Source organism: Streptomyces auratus (assembly GCF_050433025.1).
Classification (GTDB): domain Bacteria; phylum Actinomycetota; class Actinomycetes; order Streptomycetales; family Streptomycetaceae; genus Streptomyces; species Streptomyces sioyaensis.
In genome coordinates this window covers 419,983-437,221 of record NZ_JBNGCB010000003.1, presented here as the reverse complement: position 1 = coordinate 437,221, position 17,239 = coordinate 419,983, and the positions used below count along the sequence as shown (strand labels likewise).

At 71.3% G+C, this 17,239-nt stretch carries 18 protein-coding genes and 1 tRNA gene; 8 read left to right on the top strand and 11 right to left on the bottom strand.

The features are described 5' to 3' along the window. The first annotated feature begins 280 nt into the window (after window positions 1–280). A complete protein-coding gene (locus BKA18_RS21565) occupies window positions 281–841 on the top strand; it encodes a flavin reductase family protein (RefSeq protein WP_366047662.1) in 561 nt (186 codons plus the stop codon). 181 nt (window positions 842–1,022) lie between these two features. On the opposite strand, the gene arfB is transcribed toward BKA18_RS21565, so the two are convergent. Then, a complete protein-coding gene (gene arfB, locus BKA18_RS21560; protein WP_366047626.1) occupies window positions 1,023–1,451 on the bottom strand; it encodes an alternative ribosome rescue aminoacyl-tRNA hydrolase ArfB in 429 nt (142 codons plus the stop codon). 203 nt (window positions 1,452–1,654) lie between these two features. Between arfB and BKA18_RS21555 the strand changes: the two genes are divergently transcribed. Continuing rightward, complete coding sequence (locus tag BKA18_RS21555; protein ID WP_006603875.1) at window positions 1,655–2,230, top strand: TerD family protein; 576 nt, start codon at window positions 1,655–1,657, stop codon at window positions 2,228–2,230. Window positions 2,231–2,347: 117 nt separating this feature from the next. On the opposite strand, the gene BKA18_RS21550 is transcribed toward BKA18_RS21555, so the two are convergent. After that, window positions 2,348–2,620 carry a helix-turn-helix domain-containing protein gene (locus BKA18_RS21550; protein ID WP_366047625.1) on the bottom strand — a complete coding sequence of 91 codons (273 nt, stop codon included), beginning with the start codon at window positions 2,618–2,620 and terminating at the stop codon, window positions 2,348–2,350. 88 nt (window positions 2,621–2,708) lie between these two features. On the opposite strand from BKA18_RS21550, the gene map reads away from it, so the two are divergent. Both map and BKA18_RS21540 read left to right on the top strand, forming a co-directional pair. Further along, entirely contained in the window at window positions 2,709–3,476 is a 768-nt protein-coding gene (gene map, locus BKA18_RS21545; RefSeq protein WP_366047624.1) for a type I methionyl aminopeptidase, read from the top strand. Between the two features lie 87 nt (window positions 3,477–3,563). Continuing rightward, entirely contained in the window at window positions 3,564–4,061 is a 498-nt protein-coding gene (locus tag BKA18_RS21540) for a hypothetical protein (protein WP_006603878.1), read from the top strand. A 233-nt stretch (window positions 4,062–4,294) separates the two neighbouring features. Here the strand turns inward: BKA18_RS21540 and BKA18_RS21535 are convergent, their stop codons facing one another. Together BKA18_RS21535 and BKA18_RS21530 are read right to left on the bottom strand one after the other, a co-directional pair. After that, window positions 4,295–4,939, bottom strand: coding sequence for a pentapeptide repeat-containing protein (locus BKA18_RS21535; protein WP_366047661.1), 645 nt, complete (start codon window positions 4,937–4,939; stop codon window positions 4,295–4,297). Window positions 4,940–5,233: 294 nt separating this feature from the next. Next, on the bottom strand, window positions 5,234–6,337 hold the full coding sequence (locus BKA18_RS21530) for an aminopeptidase P family protein (protein ID WP_366047660.1): 1,104 nt from the start codon (window positions 6,335–6,337) through the stop codon (window positions 5,234–5,236). A 266-nt stretch (window positions 6,338–6,603) separates the two neighbouring features. On the opposite strand from BKA18_RS21530, the gene BKA18_RS21525 reads away from it, so the two are divergent. Next, a complete protein-coding gene (locus BKA18_RS21525; protein WP_366047622.1) occupies window positions 6,604–7,431 on the top strand; it encodes a nuclease-related domain-containing protein in 828 nt (275 codons plus the stop codon). A 75-nt stretch (window positions 7,432–7,506) separates the two neighbouring features. Here the strand turns inward: BKA18_RS21525 and BKA18_RS21520 are convergent. Next, window positions 7,507–7,580, bottom strand: a tRNA-Thr gene (locus BKA18_RS21520). 177 nt (window positions 7,581–7,757) lie between these two features. On the opposite strand from BKA18_RS21520, the gene BKA18_RS21515 reads away from it, so the two are divergent. The 3 genes from BKA18_RS21515 (at window position 7,758) to BKA18_RS21505 (ending at window position 10,288) form a co-directional block, all read left to right on the top strand. After that, window positions 7,758–8,894: an ABC transporter ATP-binding protein gene (locus BKA18_RS21515; RefSeq protein WP_006603882.1), complete on the top strand. Its 1,137-nt coding sequence runs from the start codon at window positions 7,758–7,760 to the stop codon at window positions 8,892–8,894. A gap of 218 nt (window positions 8,895–9,112) precedes the next feature. Further along, window positions 9,113–9,529 carry a hypothetical protein gene (locus tag BKA18_RS21510; RefSeq protein ID WP_366047621.1) on the top strand — a complete coding sequence of 139 codons (417 nt, stop codon included), beginning with the start codon at window positions 9,113–9,115 and terminating at the stop codon, window positions 9,527–9,529. Between the two features lie 30 nt (window positions 9,530–9,559). Then, window positions 9,560–10,288: a nucleotidyltransferase family protein gene (locus tag BKA18_RS21505; RefSeq protein WP_366047620.1), complete on the top strand. Its 729-nt coding sequence runs from the start codon at window positions 9,560–9,562 to the stop codon at window positions 10,286–10,288. A gap of 322 nt (window positions 10,289–10,610) precedes the next feature. Here BKA18_RS21505 and BKA18_RS21500 read toward each other — a convergent pair whose 3' ends face one another. The 6 genes from BKA18_RS21500 to ispD form a co-directional block, all read right to left on the bottom strand. After that, on the bottom strand, window positions 10,611–12,242 hold the full coding sequence (locus tag BKA18_RS21500; RefSeq protein WP_366047619.1) for a DoxX family protein: 1,632 nt from the start codon (window positions 12,240–12,242) through the stop codon (window positions 10,611–10,613). A 157-nt stretch (window positions 12,243–12,399) separates the two neighbouring features. Next, window positions 12,400–13,356 (bottom strand): 23S rRNA (guanosine(2251)-2'-O)-methyltransferase RlmB, encoded by a 957-nt coding sequence (rlmB, locus tag BKA18_RS21495; RefSeq protein WP_006603886.1) that lies wholly within the window; start codon window positions 13,354–13,356, stop codon window positions 12,400–12,402. Window positions 13,357–13,484: 128 nt separating this feature from the next. Then, window positions 13,485–14,876: a cysteine--tRNA ligase gene (cysS, locus tag BKA18_RS21490; protein ID WP_366047618.1), complete on the bottom strand. Its 1,392-nt coding sequence runs from the start codon at window positions 14,874–14,876 to the stop codon at window positions 13,485–13,487. Between the two features lie 121 nt (window positions 14,877–14,997). After that, window positions 14,998–15,402 (bottom strand): PPOX class F420-dependent oxidoreductase, encoded by a 405-nt coding sequence (locus BKA18_RS21485; protein WP_006603888.1) that lies wholly within the window; start codon window positions 15,400–15,402, stop codon window positions 14,998–15,000. Between the two features lie 176 nt (window positions 15,403–15,578). Continuing rightward, complete coding sequence (ispF, locus tag BKA18_RS21480; protein ID WP_366047659.1) at window positions 15,579–16,103, bottom strand: 2-C-methyl-D-erythritol 2,4-cyclodiphosphate synthase; 525 nt, start codon at window positions 16,101–16,103, stop codon at window positions 15,579–15,581. Further along, on the bottom strand, window positions 16,096–16,842 hold the full coding sequence (ispD, locus tag BKA18_RS21475) for a 2-C-methyl-D-erythritol 4-phosphate cytidylyltransferase (RefSeq protein WP_006603890.1): 747 nt from the start codon (window positions 16,840–16,842) through the stop codon (window positions 16,096–16,098). Before ispD ends, ispF begins: the two co-directional genes overlap by 8 nt. Window positions 16,843–17,239 lie beyond the last annotated feature (397 nt).

The window sequence follows — 17,239 nt, the reverse complement described above, 5'->3', positions numbered from 1 at the left end:
CTCGGTACACAGGGTCAACAATTAGCGCCTGCTGTGACTCAAGTCACAGACCGTGAGGGACGGTTGGCGATCTTCCATATAACCCGCAACGGGAGCGCGCCTTCACCCTTTCTACACTTCCTGAACGCAAATTCCGAGCGTTCCGGGCTTCGGTCGCCAGACCTAGGACGCAAGTGGTGCGGGGGCCCGATGCGCGCCGGGGCCGGTCGAAGTTAGCGTTCATGGCGTGTTCACGAAAACCCCAGCCGATTCGACGACCGCCGGGCCCGCCGCCCTTTCCATGCCGGCCGTCACCCTCGCATCCGTGCCGGACGACGCCCCGATCCCGCATTCTGTTGGGGTGAGTGACGACGAGTTCCGTGCCGCCCTGTCCCGCCTCGCCGCCGGCGTGGTGCTGATCACCGCCCATGACCCGGACGACGGACCCCAGGGCGAGGACGTCGGCATGACCGCCACGGCGTTCCTGTCCGTCTCCCTCGACCCGCCGCTCGTGATGGTGAGCGTTCGCAACGACTCACGGATGGACGACCTGCTGGAGCTGCAGCCGCGGTGGGCCGTTTCGGTGCTCTCGGGGCATCAGCGGCAGATTGCCGGACGATTCGCAATGAAGGGCCGTATCAGCGACAGACTCCTCTTCGCGGACATCCCGTTCGTACGGGGCGAAGTGTCCGGCGCTCCGCTCATCGACGGCGCCCTGGCGACCCTGGAGTGCCGCACCGAGCAGCGGGTCGTGGCCGGCGACCACACCCTCGTCATCGCCCGCGTCCTGGCCAGCTCGGTCTCCAGCGAGGACGACGGACCGCTGACGTACTTCCGGGGGAAGTACCGCCAGTTGGGGTGAGGCGGGGCGGGGCGGGCCGCTCCAGGGCGCACTCCTCGCGGGCGGCAGTGCCTGCGTCTTGTCGAGGGCGAAGCGCAGCTCGACCTGGCTGTCGCTGGTGTTGACGGGCTGGCCGCCCGCGGACGCCGGGGCGCGTCGCCGTACCGGTCCCCCTGCCGGTCGAGCCCAGTCGCGGCGCCGGTCAGGTCCAGTCGCGGCCCGAGCGGCCGCGCTTGGTGTCGCCGCGCTGCTTCTTCTCGCGCAGCCGCCGCTCGTTGATGCCCCGCGGGATCCGCGACTTACGGCGCGGCTTGGGCGGCGGCGCGGTGGCCTCGGCGAGCAGTGCGGCCAGCCGGACGGCGGCGGTCTCGCGGTTGCGCCATTGGGAGCGGTGCTCGGAGGCGCGTACCGACAGCACGCCGTCGACCAGCCGACCCGCCAGCCGCTCCAGGGCGCGCTCCTTCCACACGGGCGGCAGCGCCTGCGTCTTGTCGAGGGCGAAGCGCAGCTCGACCTGGCTGTCGCTGGTGTTGACGTGCTGGCCGCCCGGACCGGAGGACCGCGAGAATCGCCATACGAGCTCGGCCTCCGGAAGGGCGACCGAACCGCGGATGACATAGGGCCCGGACATGAGTCCTATGATCCCGCGCGCCACGGACCCCGTCATCCGCTTTTCCTGGTCCATCGCGGCACATCCGCCCTCGGCATTCGGCAAAGAAAGTAAAGACTGCTGGAACCTCCTGGTCCCTCGATGGCGTTGTGGAGGGTGACGGTAGCTTCGTCCGCAGTACGGAGCCCGACGCTTCGACGAGTCGACAAGGAAAGGGACATCCCATGGCTGTAAGCCTGTCCAAGGGCGGCAACGTCTCGCTCACCAAGGAGGCACCGGGCCTGACCGCCGTCACGGTCGGCCTCGGCTGGGACGTCCGCACCACCACCGGCACGGACTTCGACCTCGACGCGAGCGCCATCGCGGTGAACGGCAACGGCAAGGTCTACTCGGACCAGCACTTCGTCTTCTTCAACAACAAGGCCACGCCGGACCAGTCGATCGTCCACACCGGCGACAACGTCACCGGCCAGGGCGAGGGCGACGACGAGCAGATCAACGTCAACCTGGCGGCGCTGCCGGCCGACATCGACAAGATCGTCTTCCCGGTCTCCATCTACGACGCCGAGAACCGCAGCCAGAACTTCGGCCAGGTGCGCAACGCCTTCATCCGCATCGTCAACCAGGCCGGCGGCACCGAAATCGCCCGCTACGACCTCAGCGAGGACGCCGCCACCGAGACCGCCATGGTCTTCGGCGAGCTCTACCGCAACGGCGCGGAGTGGAAGTTCCGCGCCGTGGGCCAGGGTTACGCGTCGGGCCTCGTCGGCATCGCCCAGGACTTCGGCGTCAACGTCTGAGACGTCCGCCCGCATTCCGGCGCACAGCGCGCAGCGGAGGGCCGGTTCCCCCTAGGGGAGCCGGCCCTCCGCGTTTTTCCGGGGGCGCGGCGGGGTGGGCGGGCGTACGACGCCCCGTCAGGCGACCGCGTCCTCGGCGGCCGCCTCGGGCGGGGTGGCCAGCGTGGCCACCTCGTCCAGGGACAGCCCGAGCGTGCCGGCCAGCGCGGCGACCGTGAAGAACGCCGGTGTCGGCGCCCGGCCGGTCTCGATCTTCCGCAGCGTCTCGGCGGACAGTCCCGCCGCCGCCGCGATCTCGACCATGCTCCGCGCGCCACGTGCCGCACGCAGCAGCGCGCCGAGCCGCTCGCCGCGTTCACGTTCCCAGGGGGTCAGTGGAGTTCGCACCATGCCCGTGATACTAATACCGGTAAATAAATACCGGTAAACAAATAACGCCTGCCGCTGGGTCGGCCGGCGCGCTCGGGAGGTCGTACCCATGGTGGAGATCAAGACGGATGCCGAACTCGACGCGATGCGGGCGGCCGGCCGGGTCGTGGCCGACGCGCTGGCCGCGGTGCGCGCGGCGGCCGCCCCGGGCGTGCGACTGCTGGACCTGGACGAGGTCGCCCGTACGGTCCTGCGCGAAGCCGGCGCCACCTCACCGTTCCTCGGCTACCGCCCGTCCTTCGCCCCCACCCCGTTCCCCGCCGTCCTCTGCGCGTCCGTCAATGACGCGATCGTGCACGGCGTCCCGGACGGCTCCCGACTGCGCGACGGCGACCTGGTGAGCATCGACTGCGGCGCCCTCGTGGACGGCTGGGCCGGCGACGCGGCCCTCAGCTTCACGGTCGGCACCCCCCGCCGGGAGGACCAGCGCCTCATGGACACCACCCGGCAGGCGCTGGAGGCGGGCATCGCGGCAGCCGTCGTCGGCGCCCGGATCGGCGACATCTCCCATGCGATCGGCACCGTCGGACGCGCCGCCGGCTACGGCATCGCCGAGGACTTCGGCGGACACGGCATCGGCCGCCGGATGCACGAGGACCCCGCGGTCCCCAACGAGGGCCGCCCGGGCCGCGGCCTCGTCCTCCGGCACGGCCTGGTCCTCGCCATCGAGCCGATGTTCCTCGCCGGCGGCAAGGACACCTACTACGCAGCCGACGACGGCTGGACCCTGCGCACCACGGACACCTCCCGCGCCGCCCACTTCGAGCACACGGTGGCGGTGACGGAGGAAGGGCCGCGGGTTTTGACGGGGGTGTAAGGCAGCCCAGGCAGGCAGCCCACCACGAGCTTCCGCGACAACCGACGCGGCCGATAGCCCGCCACCCCGGCGTGACACCATCAGGACGTGATCGACCTGGGCTACTCCCTCTCCCGCCGCTTTCCGGATCCGCCGCAGATGGACTACCGGACCGCGGACGTGCGCACGCTGCGCCATGACCTCTTCTGCGGCGACGTCTACCTCGCCGACACGAAGACGGACCGCGAGCTGTCCACGGCCTGGGGCTGGGTGCCCGTCCTCGACTTCGCCTGGGCGCTGTGCGACATCGTCGAGCAGCTCGACACCGACCCCCGCGGCAACCGCTCCGCCCGCCCGATCCACGCCGAGCTGGACTTCACCGAGTCCGCCGACCGGATCTTCTTCGAGCGCCGCTTCGGATGGGTGGACGTCGACGCCGACTGGATGGCGGCCGACGAGGCCCCGCTCACCTTCAACCACTCCGCGCTGCGCCGCGAGGCCCGCGACTTCCTGCACGACCTGATCGCCGACCTCACCGATATGCACGACGGCCTCGGCGACAACCCCGCCATCTGGGACCTCCAGGCCCGCTTCCCGCGCGTCTGATCACCTTCCCGCGCATCCGGGCCCGTCCCAGCTCCCCCGCATCCGGCCACCGGACCGGCCGCCTTCCGGCCGCCTTCCGGCCGCCTTGCCCCTCACCCTGCCACCGGACCGGCCACGCCCTGGCCCCATCCCGAGCCCCCCTGACGCCCTCCGGGGTCCCCCTGACCCACCACTCAACTCCCCCTGACTCCCAGTGACGCGCCCCCTCCCGCTCCACTCCCCCTCACTCCCCCTCACTCCACCCGCACCCCAATCTGCGCCGCGAACGCCGGGGCGAGATCGAGCAGTTGGGCAGCACTGATCACCGCGCCCGACAGACGGTCGATCCCCCACGCGATGTCCACCGCGGCCGCACCCCGCAGGTCGACGTCCTTCATCCGCGCCTCGGAGAAGTCCACCCGCGCCAGGGTGCAGTCGTCGAACGTCACCCGCTCCAGCACCGCCCCCGCGAAGTCCGCCTCGATCAGCACACACCCCTCGAAGGCGACGTCCCGCAGCTTGGCCATCCGCAGATTCGGGAAGTCGATCTTCCCGCCACGCACCACCACCCGCTCCAGCACCGCACCGTGCAGCTGCGTCCCACCGAGCCGGGGGTCCGACACCTCCACATCGCGCAGCGACGCCTGGGACAGATCCGTGCCGACCCCGCGCACCCCGCTCAGCACACTGTCGATGATCCGCGCCCGGCCGAGCCCCGTCTCGTCGAGCGTGCACCTCCTGACCGCGCAGTCCATGAACCGGGCGCCGCGCGCCGACTGCCCGCCCCAGTCGGCGTCCACGAACTCCAGCCCGTCGTAATCCCCCTCCTCCTCCAGCTCGCCGCCGTCGTACGCGGTCAGCTCCGGCAACCGCACCTCCGGCCGCCGCACCGCCCGCACCGTCCCCTTGCCGCGCTGCCCTGCCACGCGATCACCGCCTTCCGTCCCGCCGCGCCGCCCCGTGCCGGTCCACGACTTTCCGCACCTGCACAACCCAGCGTGAACCACCCCACTGACAACGCACGCTGACCTGCGGCTTCGCCACTGATCGCGATGCGTCCGCCGCCGAAGCCCCCTGAGCCCGGGGGCTGACCCGCCGGCGCAAGCAAGAGCAGGGCGGACGGGTCGGGCCGGCCGGGCAACGCCAGAGCGCGCCCTCCCGCCAGGCTCCGCCCGCCCTCCTTTCCCCCTCCCCTACCGCACGATCGCCATCTCCCGCCCCGTCTCGTTCAAACGCCGCCCGCCCGACTCCGTACACGTCACGATGTCCTCGATCCGCACCCCGAACCGCCCCGGCAGATAGATCCCCGGCTCGATCGAGAAGCACATCCCGGGCACCAGCGTCAGATGCTCGCCCTCGACCACATACGGCGGCTCATGGGTGGTCACCCCGATGCCGTGCCCGGTCCGGTGGATGAAGTACTCGCCGTATCCCGCGGCCTTGATCACCTTCCGGGCCACCCGGTCGATGTCCTGGCACGCGACGCCCGGCCGCACCGCCTCGAACGCCGCCTGCTGCGCCTCCCGCACGACGTCGTGCACCTTGCGCTCCTCGGCGCCCGGCTGCCCGACGTGCACGGTCCGCGTCGTATCCGAGCCGTAGCCGTCCTTGAGGCCGCCGAAGTCGAGCACGACCATGTCGCCGTCCTCGATGACCCGCTCCCCGGGCTCGTGGTGCGGATTGGCGCCGTTCGGGCCCGAGCCGACGATCGTGAAGTCCACCTGGCTGTGTCCGTGCTCGACCAGCAGCCGTGCCAGATCCGCCGCCACCTCCGACTCCCGGCGCCCGCCGAAGGGCCGCCGCAGGATGTCCTCGTACGTCGCATCCGCGGCGGCTCCGGCCGCCGCCAGCCGCGCCACCTCATGGGCGTCCTTGACCGCCCGCAGCATCGGCAGCACCTCGGTCAGCGCCGCGTACGCACTGCCCGGCAGCGACCGTTGCAGCCCCAGCAGATGCATCGCCCAGGTCGAGTCGGACAACCCGTAACGCCCCTGCGGGTCCATCCACTTGGCGACCGCGGCATACGGGTCCGCACCGTCGGTCCACCCCGACACCTCCAGCGCCCGGGCTCCTACGGAACACTCCGCATCCGGATACTCCAATACGGGCACCAGCAGCCGCGAGCGCCGCCCCGGCTCGATCACCAGGGCGGTCAGCCGCTCGGTGATCGCGGTCGGGCGGTAGCCGCACAGCCACGTCAGATCCGGCCCCGGAGTCACGATCAGCCCGGCCAGCCCGGCATCGGCGGCGGCCCGCCCGGCCCGCGCCATCCGCCGCTCGTAGTCCTCATGCGTCATCGAAGTCACCATGCCGGTGAACTTAGCGCCGCTACGCCCCCGTCGACCCGGCACACGCCCCCGCCACGCCCGAGCCGCTGACCGCCGGCGCCGGGTAGCGAGCGCAGCAAGCCTTGCACGCCCAAGAAGGCCCTCCCTCTCCACACCACCTTGCCGACCGTCACCAACTGTGCTCCCCTGAAAGTGAGTTGGACCATCAGGTTGGGGGCCGCGTGGGGGACTTACGCACGGAACGGTGGCGCCGCTACGGACACGATCGCGTGTACGTGAACCGCGTAGCGGACTCGGCTGCAGTGGCCTGGTACGACTGCAGAACAGGAAAGATCAACATCCTGGACGAGAGCTATCGCGACGAAGCCTTGTCAGCCCTGACACCGTTCCTGACGTCCGAGCCGGACGTCACACCCGCAGCGGACCCACGAAGCCTCCCGGCTCCACCCGCGGCCGCCGCTCCGTCGTCGAGCCAAGACCTGGCCACAAACGAGCCGGGAGCCTCGCTACGACGCCGGATCGAGGAAGTCGAACCGAGCCCCCTGCTGCGCACGCTCAAGCGGTGGTTCAGGCTGGACGCCGAATTACGCCCGTGGGAGACCGGCCTCCAGGGCGAGCGCATCGCGGGCAGGAGCCTGAACCGGCTACGGCGGGACGGCTGGTACGTCCTGCACTCGGTGGAGCTACCGAGCGGCGCCGACATCGACCACGTGGCCATCGGCCCTCCCGGTGTCTTCACCATCAACACCAAGCACCACAGAGGCAGCAGGATCTGGCTGGGCGATCACGCCGCCATGGTCAACGGCCAGTCGACCCCCTACGTCCGCAACAGCCTCTTCGAGGCGCAGCGAGCAGCACGATTACTGACCCACACCTGCGGCTTCCCGGTGGCGGTCCACCCCGTACTGGCCGTGGTCGGCGCCGCAACGGTGACCGTCCGGACCGCGGCGCCCTCGGTACGCCTGATCGACGGCACCCACGCGGCCCGCGAACTCTCCGGCCTCTCCCCCGTCCTCACCCCGCCCGACATCGAGCGCATCTACGCCGCCGCACGCGAGGGCGACACCTGGCTGGCCACATCGAGAAGACCCGACCACACGTGAGGGCCCGCGGAGCCCGGACACGGCAGAAGCCCCAGACCATCACCGGCCCGGGGCTTCTTCCCTGCTCAAACACAGAGCCCCCTGTCGGATTCGAACCGACGACCTTCGCTTTACAAGAGCGGTGCTCTGGCCAGCTGAGCTAAGGAGGCGTGCGTGAAGCAGTGTACCCAGGCTCGCCGGATGCCCGTCCCCAATTCGTGACGGCTGGGCTACTGACACCGGGGCCGGGCGCGGGTAACGTCACGGAGAGTCCATATCAGTGGACTACACCACTCCTTTTACTCGGATCGTCCGGCACGTTCCTGCCGGTGAAGGGACTTTTCACCATGGCTACGGTCACGTATGACCAGGCAACCCGTATCTACCCGGGTTCCGACAAGCCCGCCGTCGACAAACTGGACATCGCCATCGAGGACGGCGAGTTTCTGGTCCTGGTCGGCCCCTCCGGATGCGGTAAGTCCACCTCTCTGCGCATGCTCGCGGGGCTGGAGGACGTCGACGGAGGCGCCATCCGCATCGGGGACCGCGATGTCACCCACCTTCCGCCCAAGGACCGGGACATCGCCATGGTGTTCCAGAACTATGCGCTCTACCCGCATATGACGGTCGCGGACAACATGGGCTTCGCGCTCAAGATCGCCGGTGTGCCGAAGGCCGAAATCCGGCAGAAGGTCGAGGATGCGGCCAAGATCCTGGACCTGACCGAGTACCTGGGGCGCAAGCCCAAGGCGCTGTCCGGCGGTCAGCGGCAGCGCGTGGCGATGGGCCGGGCGATCGTCCGGGAGCCGCAGGTCTTCCTGATGGACGAGCCGCTGTCCAACCTGGACGCCAAGCTGCGGGTGCAGACGCGTACGCAGATCGCGGGGCTCCAGCGCCGGCTCGGCATCACCACGGTGTACGTCACGCACGACCAGGTCGAGGCCATGACGATGGGCGACCGGGTCGCCGTGCTCAAGGACGGTCTGCTGCAGCAGATCGATTCGCCGCGGAACATGTACGACCGGCCGGCGAACCTGTTCGTGGCGGGGTTCATCGGGTCGCCCGCGATGAACCTGGTGGAGGTGCCGATCACCGACGGCGGTGTGAAGTTCGGCAACAGCGTGGTGCCGGTCAACCGCGAGGCGCTGGCCGCGGCCGCCGACAAGGGTGACCGGACGGTGACGGTGGGCGTGCGCCCCGAGCACTTCGACATCGTCGAGCAGAACGGCGCCGCCGCGCAGTCGCTGTCCAAGGAGAGCGCGGACGCACCGGCCGGTCTGGCCATCACCGTCAATGTCGTCGAAGAGCTCGGCGCGGACGGCTATGTGTACGGCACCGCGGAGGTCGGCGGCGAGGTCAAGGACCTGGTCGTACGGGTCCACGGCCGGCAGGTCCCGGACAAGGGCAGCCGGCTGCACGTCGTGCCGCGGCCGGGCGAGACGCACGTCTTCTCGACGTCGTCCGGGGAGCGCCTCACCGACTGACATCGGGACGGGCATCGAATGAGAGCGGCGGCGGTCCGGGGTAGCACTCGGTACCGCCGCCGCTGTGCTGTCCGGCTGCGCGACAGTGCCGCTACAGGGACATAACCGGGCTTTTCCTACCAGTTCGTCAACATCAGCACTGCACCGACGGGCCATTGTGTCCCTCGATACGGTGACCAAATGTCGCCAAATCATCACTCCTCGCTACCATCTCGACCGTGAACTCCGCAGCCCGCCGCATCGGCAGAACTCTCGCCCTGGTCCTTCCCGTCGTCCTCGTGCTGTCCGGGACCCTCGCGGTCACCCGCGTCCCCTGGGCATCGACGGCCACCGACTCACAAGTACTGACCGCGTCCTCCGGAAGCGCCGCCACCAAGGCCGCGCACAGCACCCCCGAGGAGGCCCTGCGCCAGCGCCTCCTGGTCGAGCTCCAGGAGAAGGATCCGGGCGTCGCCCTGACCCACCTCCAGGAGGCGACCACCAAGCGCCCCTCGCTGGCCAAGCACTGCGCTTCGATCGCCCGTGACCTCGGCCGTGCTGCGGTCGCCAAGTACGGCGCCGCACACCGCGCCCAGGCCTTCTCCCGCCCGGTCTGCGACACCTCCTTCGCCACCGGCGTCGCCGGCGCCCAGTGACCCCCGCACGCACCGCATAGGGTGCGCACCATGACAGGTGCCCAGCATCCTCACCCCACGCAGGCCGTGGTCCTGGCCGGCGGCCAGGGCTCACGTCTCCGCCCGTACACCGACGACCGCCCCAAGCCGATGGTCGAGATTCCCGGTACCGGGACTCCGATCATCGGCCATCAGCTGAACTGGCTGGCCGAGGAAGGCGTCACGGACGTGGTCGTCTCCTGCGGGCACCTCGCCGGCGTCCTCCAGGACTGGCTGGCCGACGCCCCACTCCCCGTGCGCGTCACGACCGTTGTCGAGACCGAGCCCCTGGGCCGCGGCGGCGGGCTCAAGCACGCGGCCGGCTCGCTGCCCCGCCCGGACGAGCCCTGGTACGCCACCAACGGCGACATCTGGACCCGCTTCCCGCTCCGGGACATGGCCGCCTTCCATCACGAACGCGATGCCGAGGCCACCCTCGCGCTGGCCCGCCCGCACATTCCCTGGGGCGCCGTGGAGACCGACGCGTTCGGGCACGTCCTGGACTTCATCGAGTCGCCGCCGTCGCCGTATCTCATCAACGCCGGCGTGTACGTCTTCTCCGCCGCCTTCGCGGACCTGCTCCCCACCCGCGGCGATCACGAGCGCACCACCTTCCCGCGCCTCGCCCGCGAACGCCGGCTGGCCGGTTTCCCGCTCCCGCAGGGGGCCTACTGGCGTGCCATCGACACCGCCAAGGACCTCATCGAGGCCGCCAAGGAGCTGAGCGCGCAGGGGCGTTGAGGCATTGGGGGCGTTGAGGCGTCGAGGGCGTTGAGGCGTTGAAGGCTTCGCCCACGGCGGGGCCTACGGGGCCTTCCTTACGCCCCCGTACCGTCACGGCCGGCCCGTCGCCACGCTCCCCGTCCTCGCCTCTCCCCCGCCGCTACGTTCTCCGTCGCACGTTCGCGCCGCCGCGTCCTGTGCCGCCTTCCGCCGCCCCGTACATGCCTCCACCTGCCCGTACACGCCTGTCCCCGACCGCTCCCCCCTCCCCGTAGTGGCCGGTGGATACCGGCCGTACGGAGCGAGCGAGGCGATCGGGGACAGTGGCGGGGGAAGCCGGTCAGCCCAGGAGGCCGCCCAGGGCGTCGCGGCCGGAGTCGCCTCCGGAGCCGCCGTTTCCGGAGCTTCCGGTGCCGGTGGTGCCGCCGCCGGTGCCGCCCGCGCTGGTGGGCACCCGGCTCGGTACCGGGGCGTGGCGGGTCGGCGGGTTCTGCTGGGGTGCGCTGGTGGTCGCCCCCGGCTGCTGGGAGAGGCCACTGGTGCTGCCGGACGACCGGCCGGTGCCGGGAGCCGACGCGGACGGGGTGCCGGGCTTGTGGGCCTTGCGCGAGGCGTCCGCGGAGGGCGTGCCGGGGCGGGGTGCGGCGCTGCCGGGGTGCCGCTTGCCGGGCCGGGCGGTGTGCTTGTCGGGGCGGGGCAGCGGGGAGCCGGGGAGGTTGTTGATCGCGGGCTCTCCGGGCCGCGGGACGGTCGCCACCGTCGCGGACCGCACGGCCCCGCCGAGCAGCGAACCGATGAGCAGGGTCAGTCCGGCCACCATCGCGGTCATCATGGCGCCGCGGCGCAGCACCCGGCGCCGCAGGTCGGCGACCTCGACGCGGGGGCCGAGCCGCCGCCAGGCCTCGCCTGCCAGCCGGCTGTCCATGGAGTAGACCGGGGCGCCCGCGATGATCAGCGGGCTCCAGGCGGCGAGGTAGATGATGTCGGGGGCGTCGTAGGCGGGGACGGTGCGCCAGCTGACGGTCATCAGCAGCGCCGCGGACAGCAGGGTGCCGATCGACGCGGCGACGCGCTGCCACAGCCCGCAGATGGTCAGGACGCCGACGACGACCTGGAGGAAGGCGACGGTCAGACCGGCGCCGACCGGGTGCGAGACCGCGAAGTCCCGCAGCGGCACGGCCAGCGCCCAGGGGTCGAGCGACTGCAGCCACTTGACCATCGAGCCCCGCTCGCCGCCGTCGAAGTAGACGGGGTCGCAGAGCTTGCCCATGCCGGCGTAGACGGAGATCAGGCCGAGGAAGATCCGCAGCGGCAGGAGGACGACGCCGAGGTTCATCCGGCGGCCGGGGTAGTACGCATGCCGTACGGAGTCGGCGCCGCGCCGCTTGGCGCCGGGGTCGTAGCCGTCCGGTGCCTCGAACCGGTCGTCGTCATAGTCGTCGTCGAACCGGCCGTGGTCGCGGTAGGGGGCGTTCCGGTAGGGGTGGTCGCTGTCGTACGCGCCGCCCACGGGGCGTACGCCGCGCAGCAGGGAGTCGGAGTCGGCGGGGCCGCGCTGGCCGATCACGGTCTGGGCGGGAGCGCCGTCGCCGACGCGGATCCGCGGCAGGACCTGGGTCGTGCCGACGTCCTCGCCCTGGCCGCCGTCGAGGCCGATGCCCGAATCGCGCACCGCGTGCAGGAGTTGGGTGGTGGCGCCGGCCGTGCCGCCCGGTGCGGTGCGGCCGCTCCACACCACCGGTGCCCGGCGTCTGGCACCGGCGGCCGAGCCGCTGAGGGCGGGGATGTGCGCGGTGTCGGCCACGGCGTGGCGCGCCGCGGGCGCGGCGAGCTGTACGCGGAAGCTGGCGTGGTTGACGATGACCTGCGCGGGATCGCACGGCACCTTGACCGAGCTCAGGCCCGGCTCGTCATCGAAGCCCGGCGAGCGTCCCCCCGTAGGCGTGCGGGGTGTTCTGGTGTCCACGCTCATCTAACCGAGTGACCCGCGCTTAAGACACTGCCTTGACCGGGTCGATCTGTCCGAGACCCGTCAAAAGATCACGGGATTCCGCAAAGACCTACGGTGGGTCAGGTCTTGCCCCAGGGTGTGGCGCGGGTCCGCACCGTCCACCCCGGGGCGCCTGGACTCAGCCGCGGCGGCGCGCCGCCTCCCACAGGACGACACCGGCCGCGACACCGGCGTTCAGCGACTCGGCGCCGCCCGGCATCGGGATCCGCACCCGGACATCGCAGGTCTCGCCGACCAGCCGCGACAGGCCCTTGCCCTCGCTGCCGACCACGATGACGACCGGGCCGTCCAGCGCCTCGACGTCCTGGAGCTCCAGCTCGCCGTCCGCGGCCAGACCGACGACCGTCAGACCGGCCTTCTGGTACGACTCCAGGGTCCGGGTCAGGTTGGTGGCGCGGGCGACCGGCGTCCGGGCCGCGGTGCCCGCGGAGGTCTTCCACGCGCCGGCCGTCATACCGGCCGCGCGGCGCTCCGGCACAACCACGCCGTGGCCGCCGAAGGCACACACGGAGCGGACGACCGCACCGAGGTTGCGCGGGTCGGTGACGCCGTCGAGCGCGACGATCAGCGGGTCGTCGCCGTCGTCGAAGGCAGCCGCGGCCAGGTCCTCGGGGTGGGCGTAGTCGTACGGCGGGACCTGGAGGACCAGGCCCTGGTGGTTGAGACCGTTGGTCATCCGGTCCAGCTCGGGGCGCGGCGCCTCCATCAGATTGATGTCGCCGCGCTCCGAGGCGAGCTGGAGTGCGGCGCGCACCCGCTCGTCGGTGTCGATGAACTGCTGGACGTAGAGGTTGGTCGCGGGCACGCCGTCGCGCAGCGCCTCGAAGACCGGGTTACGGCCGACGACCAGCTCGGCGGTGCCCTTGGCACCACCGCGGCGCGGCGCCGGGCGGCGCGCCGCGGCCTGCTTCGCCTTGGCGTTGGCGACGCGGTTCTTGACGTGTCCCTTACGGGCGGACGCGGGCGGGGTCGGGCCCTTGCCCTCCAGGCTCCGGCGCCGCTTGCCGCCGCTGCCGACCTGCGCGCCCTTCTTGTTGGACGTGCGGCGGTTCCTGCGCTGGCTGTTGCCGGCCATGGGTCACCTGTTTCTTCACTGCTCTCGACGTCTCGCGACGTGGAGTGGGTACGTACGTATGGATTGAGTGTCGCTCGCGGCCACCGGGGCGGTCGAATCCGGGTGGCCGGCGGAGCGCGGGACGGGGGTCAGGACAGCGACCACCGGGGGCCCGAGGGGGTGTCCTCGATGGCGAGTCCGGACTGCTGGAGTTGGTCGCGGATGGCGTCGGCGGTGGCGTAGTCCTTGCGGGAACGGGCGGCCTGGCGCTGTTCGAGGACGAGGCGGACCAGGGAGTCGACGACGCCGTGCAGGTCCGTACCGCGGTCCGTGTCGCCCGACCAGGCCTCGTCGAGCGGGTCCAGGCCGAGCACCCCGAGCATCGCCCGCAGCTCGGCCAGCCGGGCCACCGCGGCTTCCTTGTCGTCGGCGGTCAGCGCGGCATTGCCCTGCCGGACGGTGGTGTGCACGATCGCCAGCGCCTGCGGGACGCCCAGGTCGTCGTCCATCGCCTCGGCGAAGGCCGGCGGCACCTCCGCCGCCGGCTCGACCGGCCCGACCTTCTCCACGACGCGCTGCACAAAGCCCTCGATCCGCGCGAACGCGGACTCGGCCTCGCGCAGCGCGTCCTCGCTGTACTCGATCATCGAGCGGTAGTGCGGGGTGCCGAGGTAGTAGCGCAGCACGATGGGGCGCCAGCGCTTGACCATCTCGGAGACCAGCAGGGAGTTGCCCAGCGACTTGGACATCTTCTCGCCGCTCATGGTCACCCACGCGTTGTGCGCCCAGTACACGGCGAAGTCGTCGCCGAAGGCCTTGGCCTGGGCGATCTCGTTCTCGTGGTGCGGGAAGATCAGGTCGATGCCGCCGCCATGGATGTCGAAGGCCTCGCCCAGGTACTTGTGAGCCATCGCCGAGCACTCCAGGTGCCAGCCGGGGCGACCGCGGCCCCAGGGGGTCTCCCAGCTGGGCTCGCCCTCCTTGGCGGCCTTCCACATCGCGAAGTCGCGCGGGTCCCGCTTGCCGGTCTCGCCCTCGCCGGAGGGCTGGAGGAGGTTGTCCAACTCCTGGTTGGACAGCTGGAGATACCCCGGGAACGACTTCACGTCGAAGTAGACGTTGCCGTCCGCGGCGTAGGCGTGGCCGCGCTCGATCAGGCCGCGCATCATCTCGATCATCTCGGGGATGTGGCCGGTGGCGCGCGGCTCGTAGGTCGGACGCAGGCAGCCGAGGGCGTCGTAGGCCGTGTTGAAGGCGACCTCGTTCTCGTAGCCGATCGCCCACCACGGGCGGTCCTGCTCGTCGGCCTTCTTGATGATCTTGTCGTCGATGTCCGTGATATTGCGCACGAACGTCACGTCATAGCCGCGGTGGGCGAACCAGCGGCGCATGATGTCGAAGTTCAGCCCCGACCTGATGTGCCCGATGTGCGGGGCGGCCTGCACGGTGGCACCACACAGGTAGATCGAGACACAGCCCGGCACGAGCGGGGTGAAGTCGCGAATCTGCCGGGCGCTGGTGTCGTACAGGCGAATCGTCACGGAACCAGGGTAGTCGGAACGAGGCAGTGCCCCGCGACCCATTGGGCCACGGGGGAAGGGATCCGCGCCAACCGTCCGATTCGCCGTAAATGCCCGGCATCCATGGCGGTCCGGCGCCGGTTCAGATGCTGCCGACCACCTTGCGCGGGGTGATCCGGACCACGACCCGCGGGGCGTCGTCGGCCGCGGCGGGATTGAAGTCGGCGTACGGCTTGCCGGTGTACTTCTGCGACAGCTCGTCGATCAGCTGCTGCCCGCCCTCGGTGGTGAGCGAGGCGGAGCCGCGCACCTCGGCGTAGGTGTACGGCGCGTCGAAGGGCTGGACGAGGACCGAGACACGGGGGTCGCGCCGGATGTTGGCCTCCTTGCGGCGGCCCACGGTCGTCGAGAACAGCAGATCGTCGCCGTCCCGCTTCACCCAGACCGGGGAGAGCTGCGGGCTGCCGTCGGGCTGGATCGTGGCCACGGTCACGAAGACCGGGGAGTCCAGGAGCTTCTTGAGGTCGTCGGACAGGGTGGCAGTCACGAGGGATCCTTCCTGCGGGCCGTTCCGATGGACACGAACACTCCGATCCTCCCCCAACACCCGTGCGGCGCCCGGAATTCCCGCGCCATCCGGGGGAATGCCGGGCGCCGCAGCGCGCCTCGCGTCGGAGCGTGGTGTCGGAGCCTGGTGTCGGAGCGTCGTGTCGGGCCGTGGCGTCAGGCCGTACGGAAGACGATCGCCGTGGCGATCGCGGCCAGGCCCTCGGCGCGGCCGGTCAGCCCCAGTCCGTCCGAGGTCGTCCCGGAGACCGAGACCGGCGCGCCGACGGCCGCCGACAGCGCCTTCTGCGCCTCGCCCCGCCGCTTGCCGACCTTGGGGCGAACGCCGATGACCTGCACCGCGACATTGCCGATGGTGAAGCCCTCGGTCCGGACGATCCGCGCGGCCTCGGCCAGCAGCGTCACACCGGAGGCGCCGGACCACTCGGGGCGGCCGGTGCCGAAGTGTGCGCCCAGGTCGCCGACGCCGGCCGCCGAGAACAGGGCGTCGCATGCGGCGTGCGCGGCCACATCGCCGTCGCTGTGGCCGGCCAGGCCGTAGCCGTCACTCTCCGCGGCGTCCCACAGCAGCCCGGCGCACCAGAGCTCCCGGCCCTGCTCGAAGGCGTGCACGTCCGTGCCGATACCGACGAGCGGCAGTAGCGGGGCGGCGGGGGCCCCGGTGGGAAGCGGCTCAGACATAGCCATCGGTGGCCCTCCTGCGGGCGAGCACGGCCTCGGCCAGGACCAGGTCCAGCGGCCGGGTCACCTTGAATGCCTCTTCATGTCCGGGGACGACCACGACCGGCGATCCGAGCCGCTCGACCAGCCCGGCATCGTCCGTGGCGCCCTCGCCCTCGACGACGATGTCGTGCGCCTTGCGCAGGGTCGCCAGATCGAAGCCCTGCGGGGTCTGCACGGCACGCAGCAGGGCCCGCTCCGGGGTGCCGACCACCGGCTCGGGCGTGCCCGGCGGCTGCGGCTCGACCTGCTTGACGGTGTCCGCCAGCGGCAGCGCGGGGACGACGGCGGGTGCACCGGCCCGTACGGCGGCGACCACCGCGTCGACCGTGTCGGCCGGCACCAGCGGCCGCGCGGCGTCATGCACCAGCACGACCTCGATGGTGTCCGGGAGCGCCGCCAGACCGAGCTGTACGGACTCCTGGCGGGTCTGTCCGCCGGGGACGACCACGAGGTCGGTGCGCTCGGCGAGCGGATGCTCGTGCAGCAGGCGGCCGACCTCGGCGGCGCCGTCGGGTGGGGCGACCACCACGATGAGTGAGACGGCACGGGAGGCGGCCATCGCACGGACGGCATGCACCAGCATGGGGGTGCCGCCCAGCGTGCGCAGCGCCTTGGGGGTGCCGGGACCGAGCCGGACACCGCGGCCGGCGGCGGGAATCACCGCGGCGGTGCGGACCGGGCGGGAGGGATCTGACATCGATGGCTCCGGAGTCCGGGGCGAGCCCGGAATTGACGCAGACAGGTTTGTTTCCTCGGGCGAGGTGGGTATGGCCTGGGAGTGCCCCCCGCTCGTAGAGCTTGGGGGAGTGCCGGGCGCGACGCCTCGACCGGACCCTTCCGTGACACGGTCGAGACAGCCGCCCGGGCCCGGCACGCCACAGTCGGCGGTCCCTCGGCGATCTCAGCACATCGCCGATCCGCCGGCAGATATGCCGCAGCGCCCGGCAACGGACCACTCCACTTGGGAAGTGGTCGTCACTCGGGCACCGCGGCATTACTACGTCGGCATTGCTATGTCGGCGCTGTCGTCGCTGCGCCGGGCACGTCGTCGGCGGACGCGTGACCCACGCATGCATGATCCGCACACGCTTGAC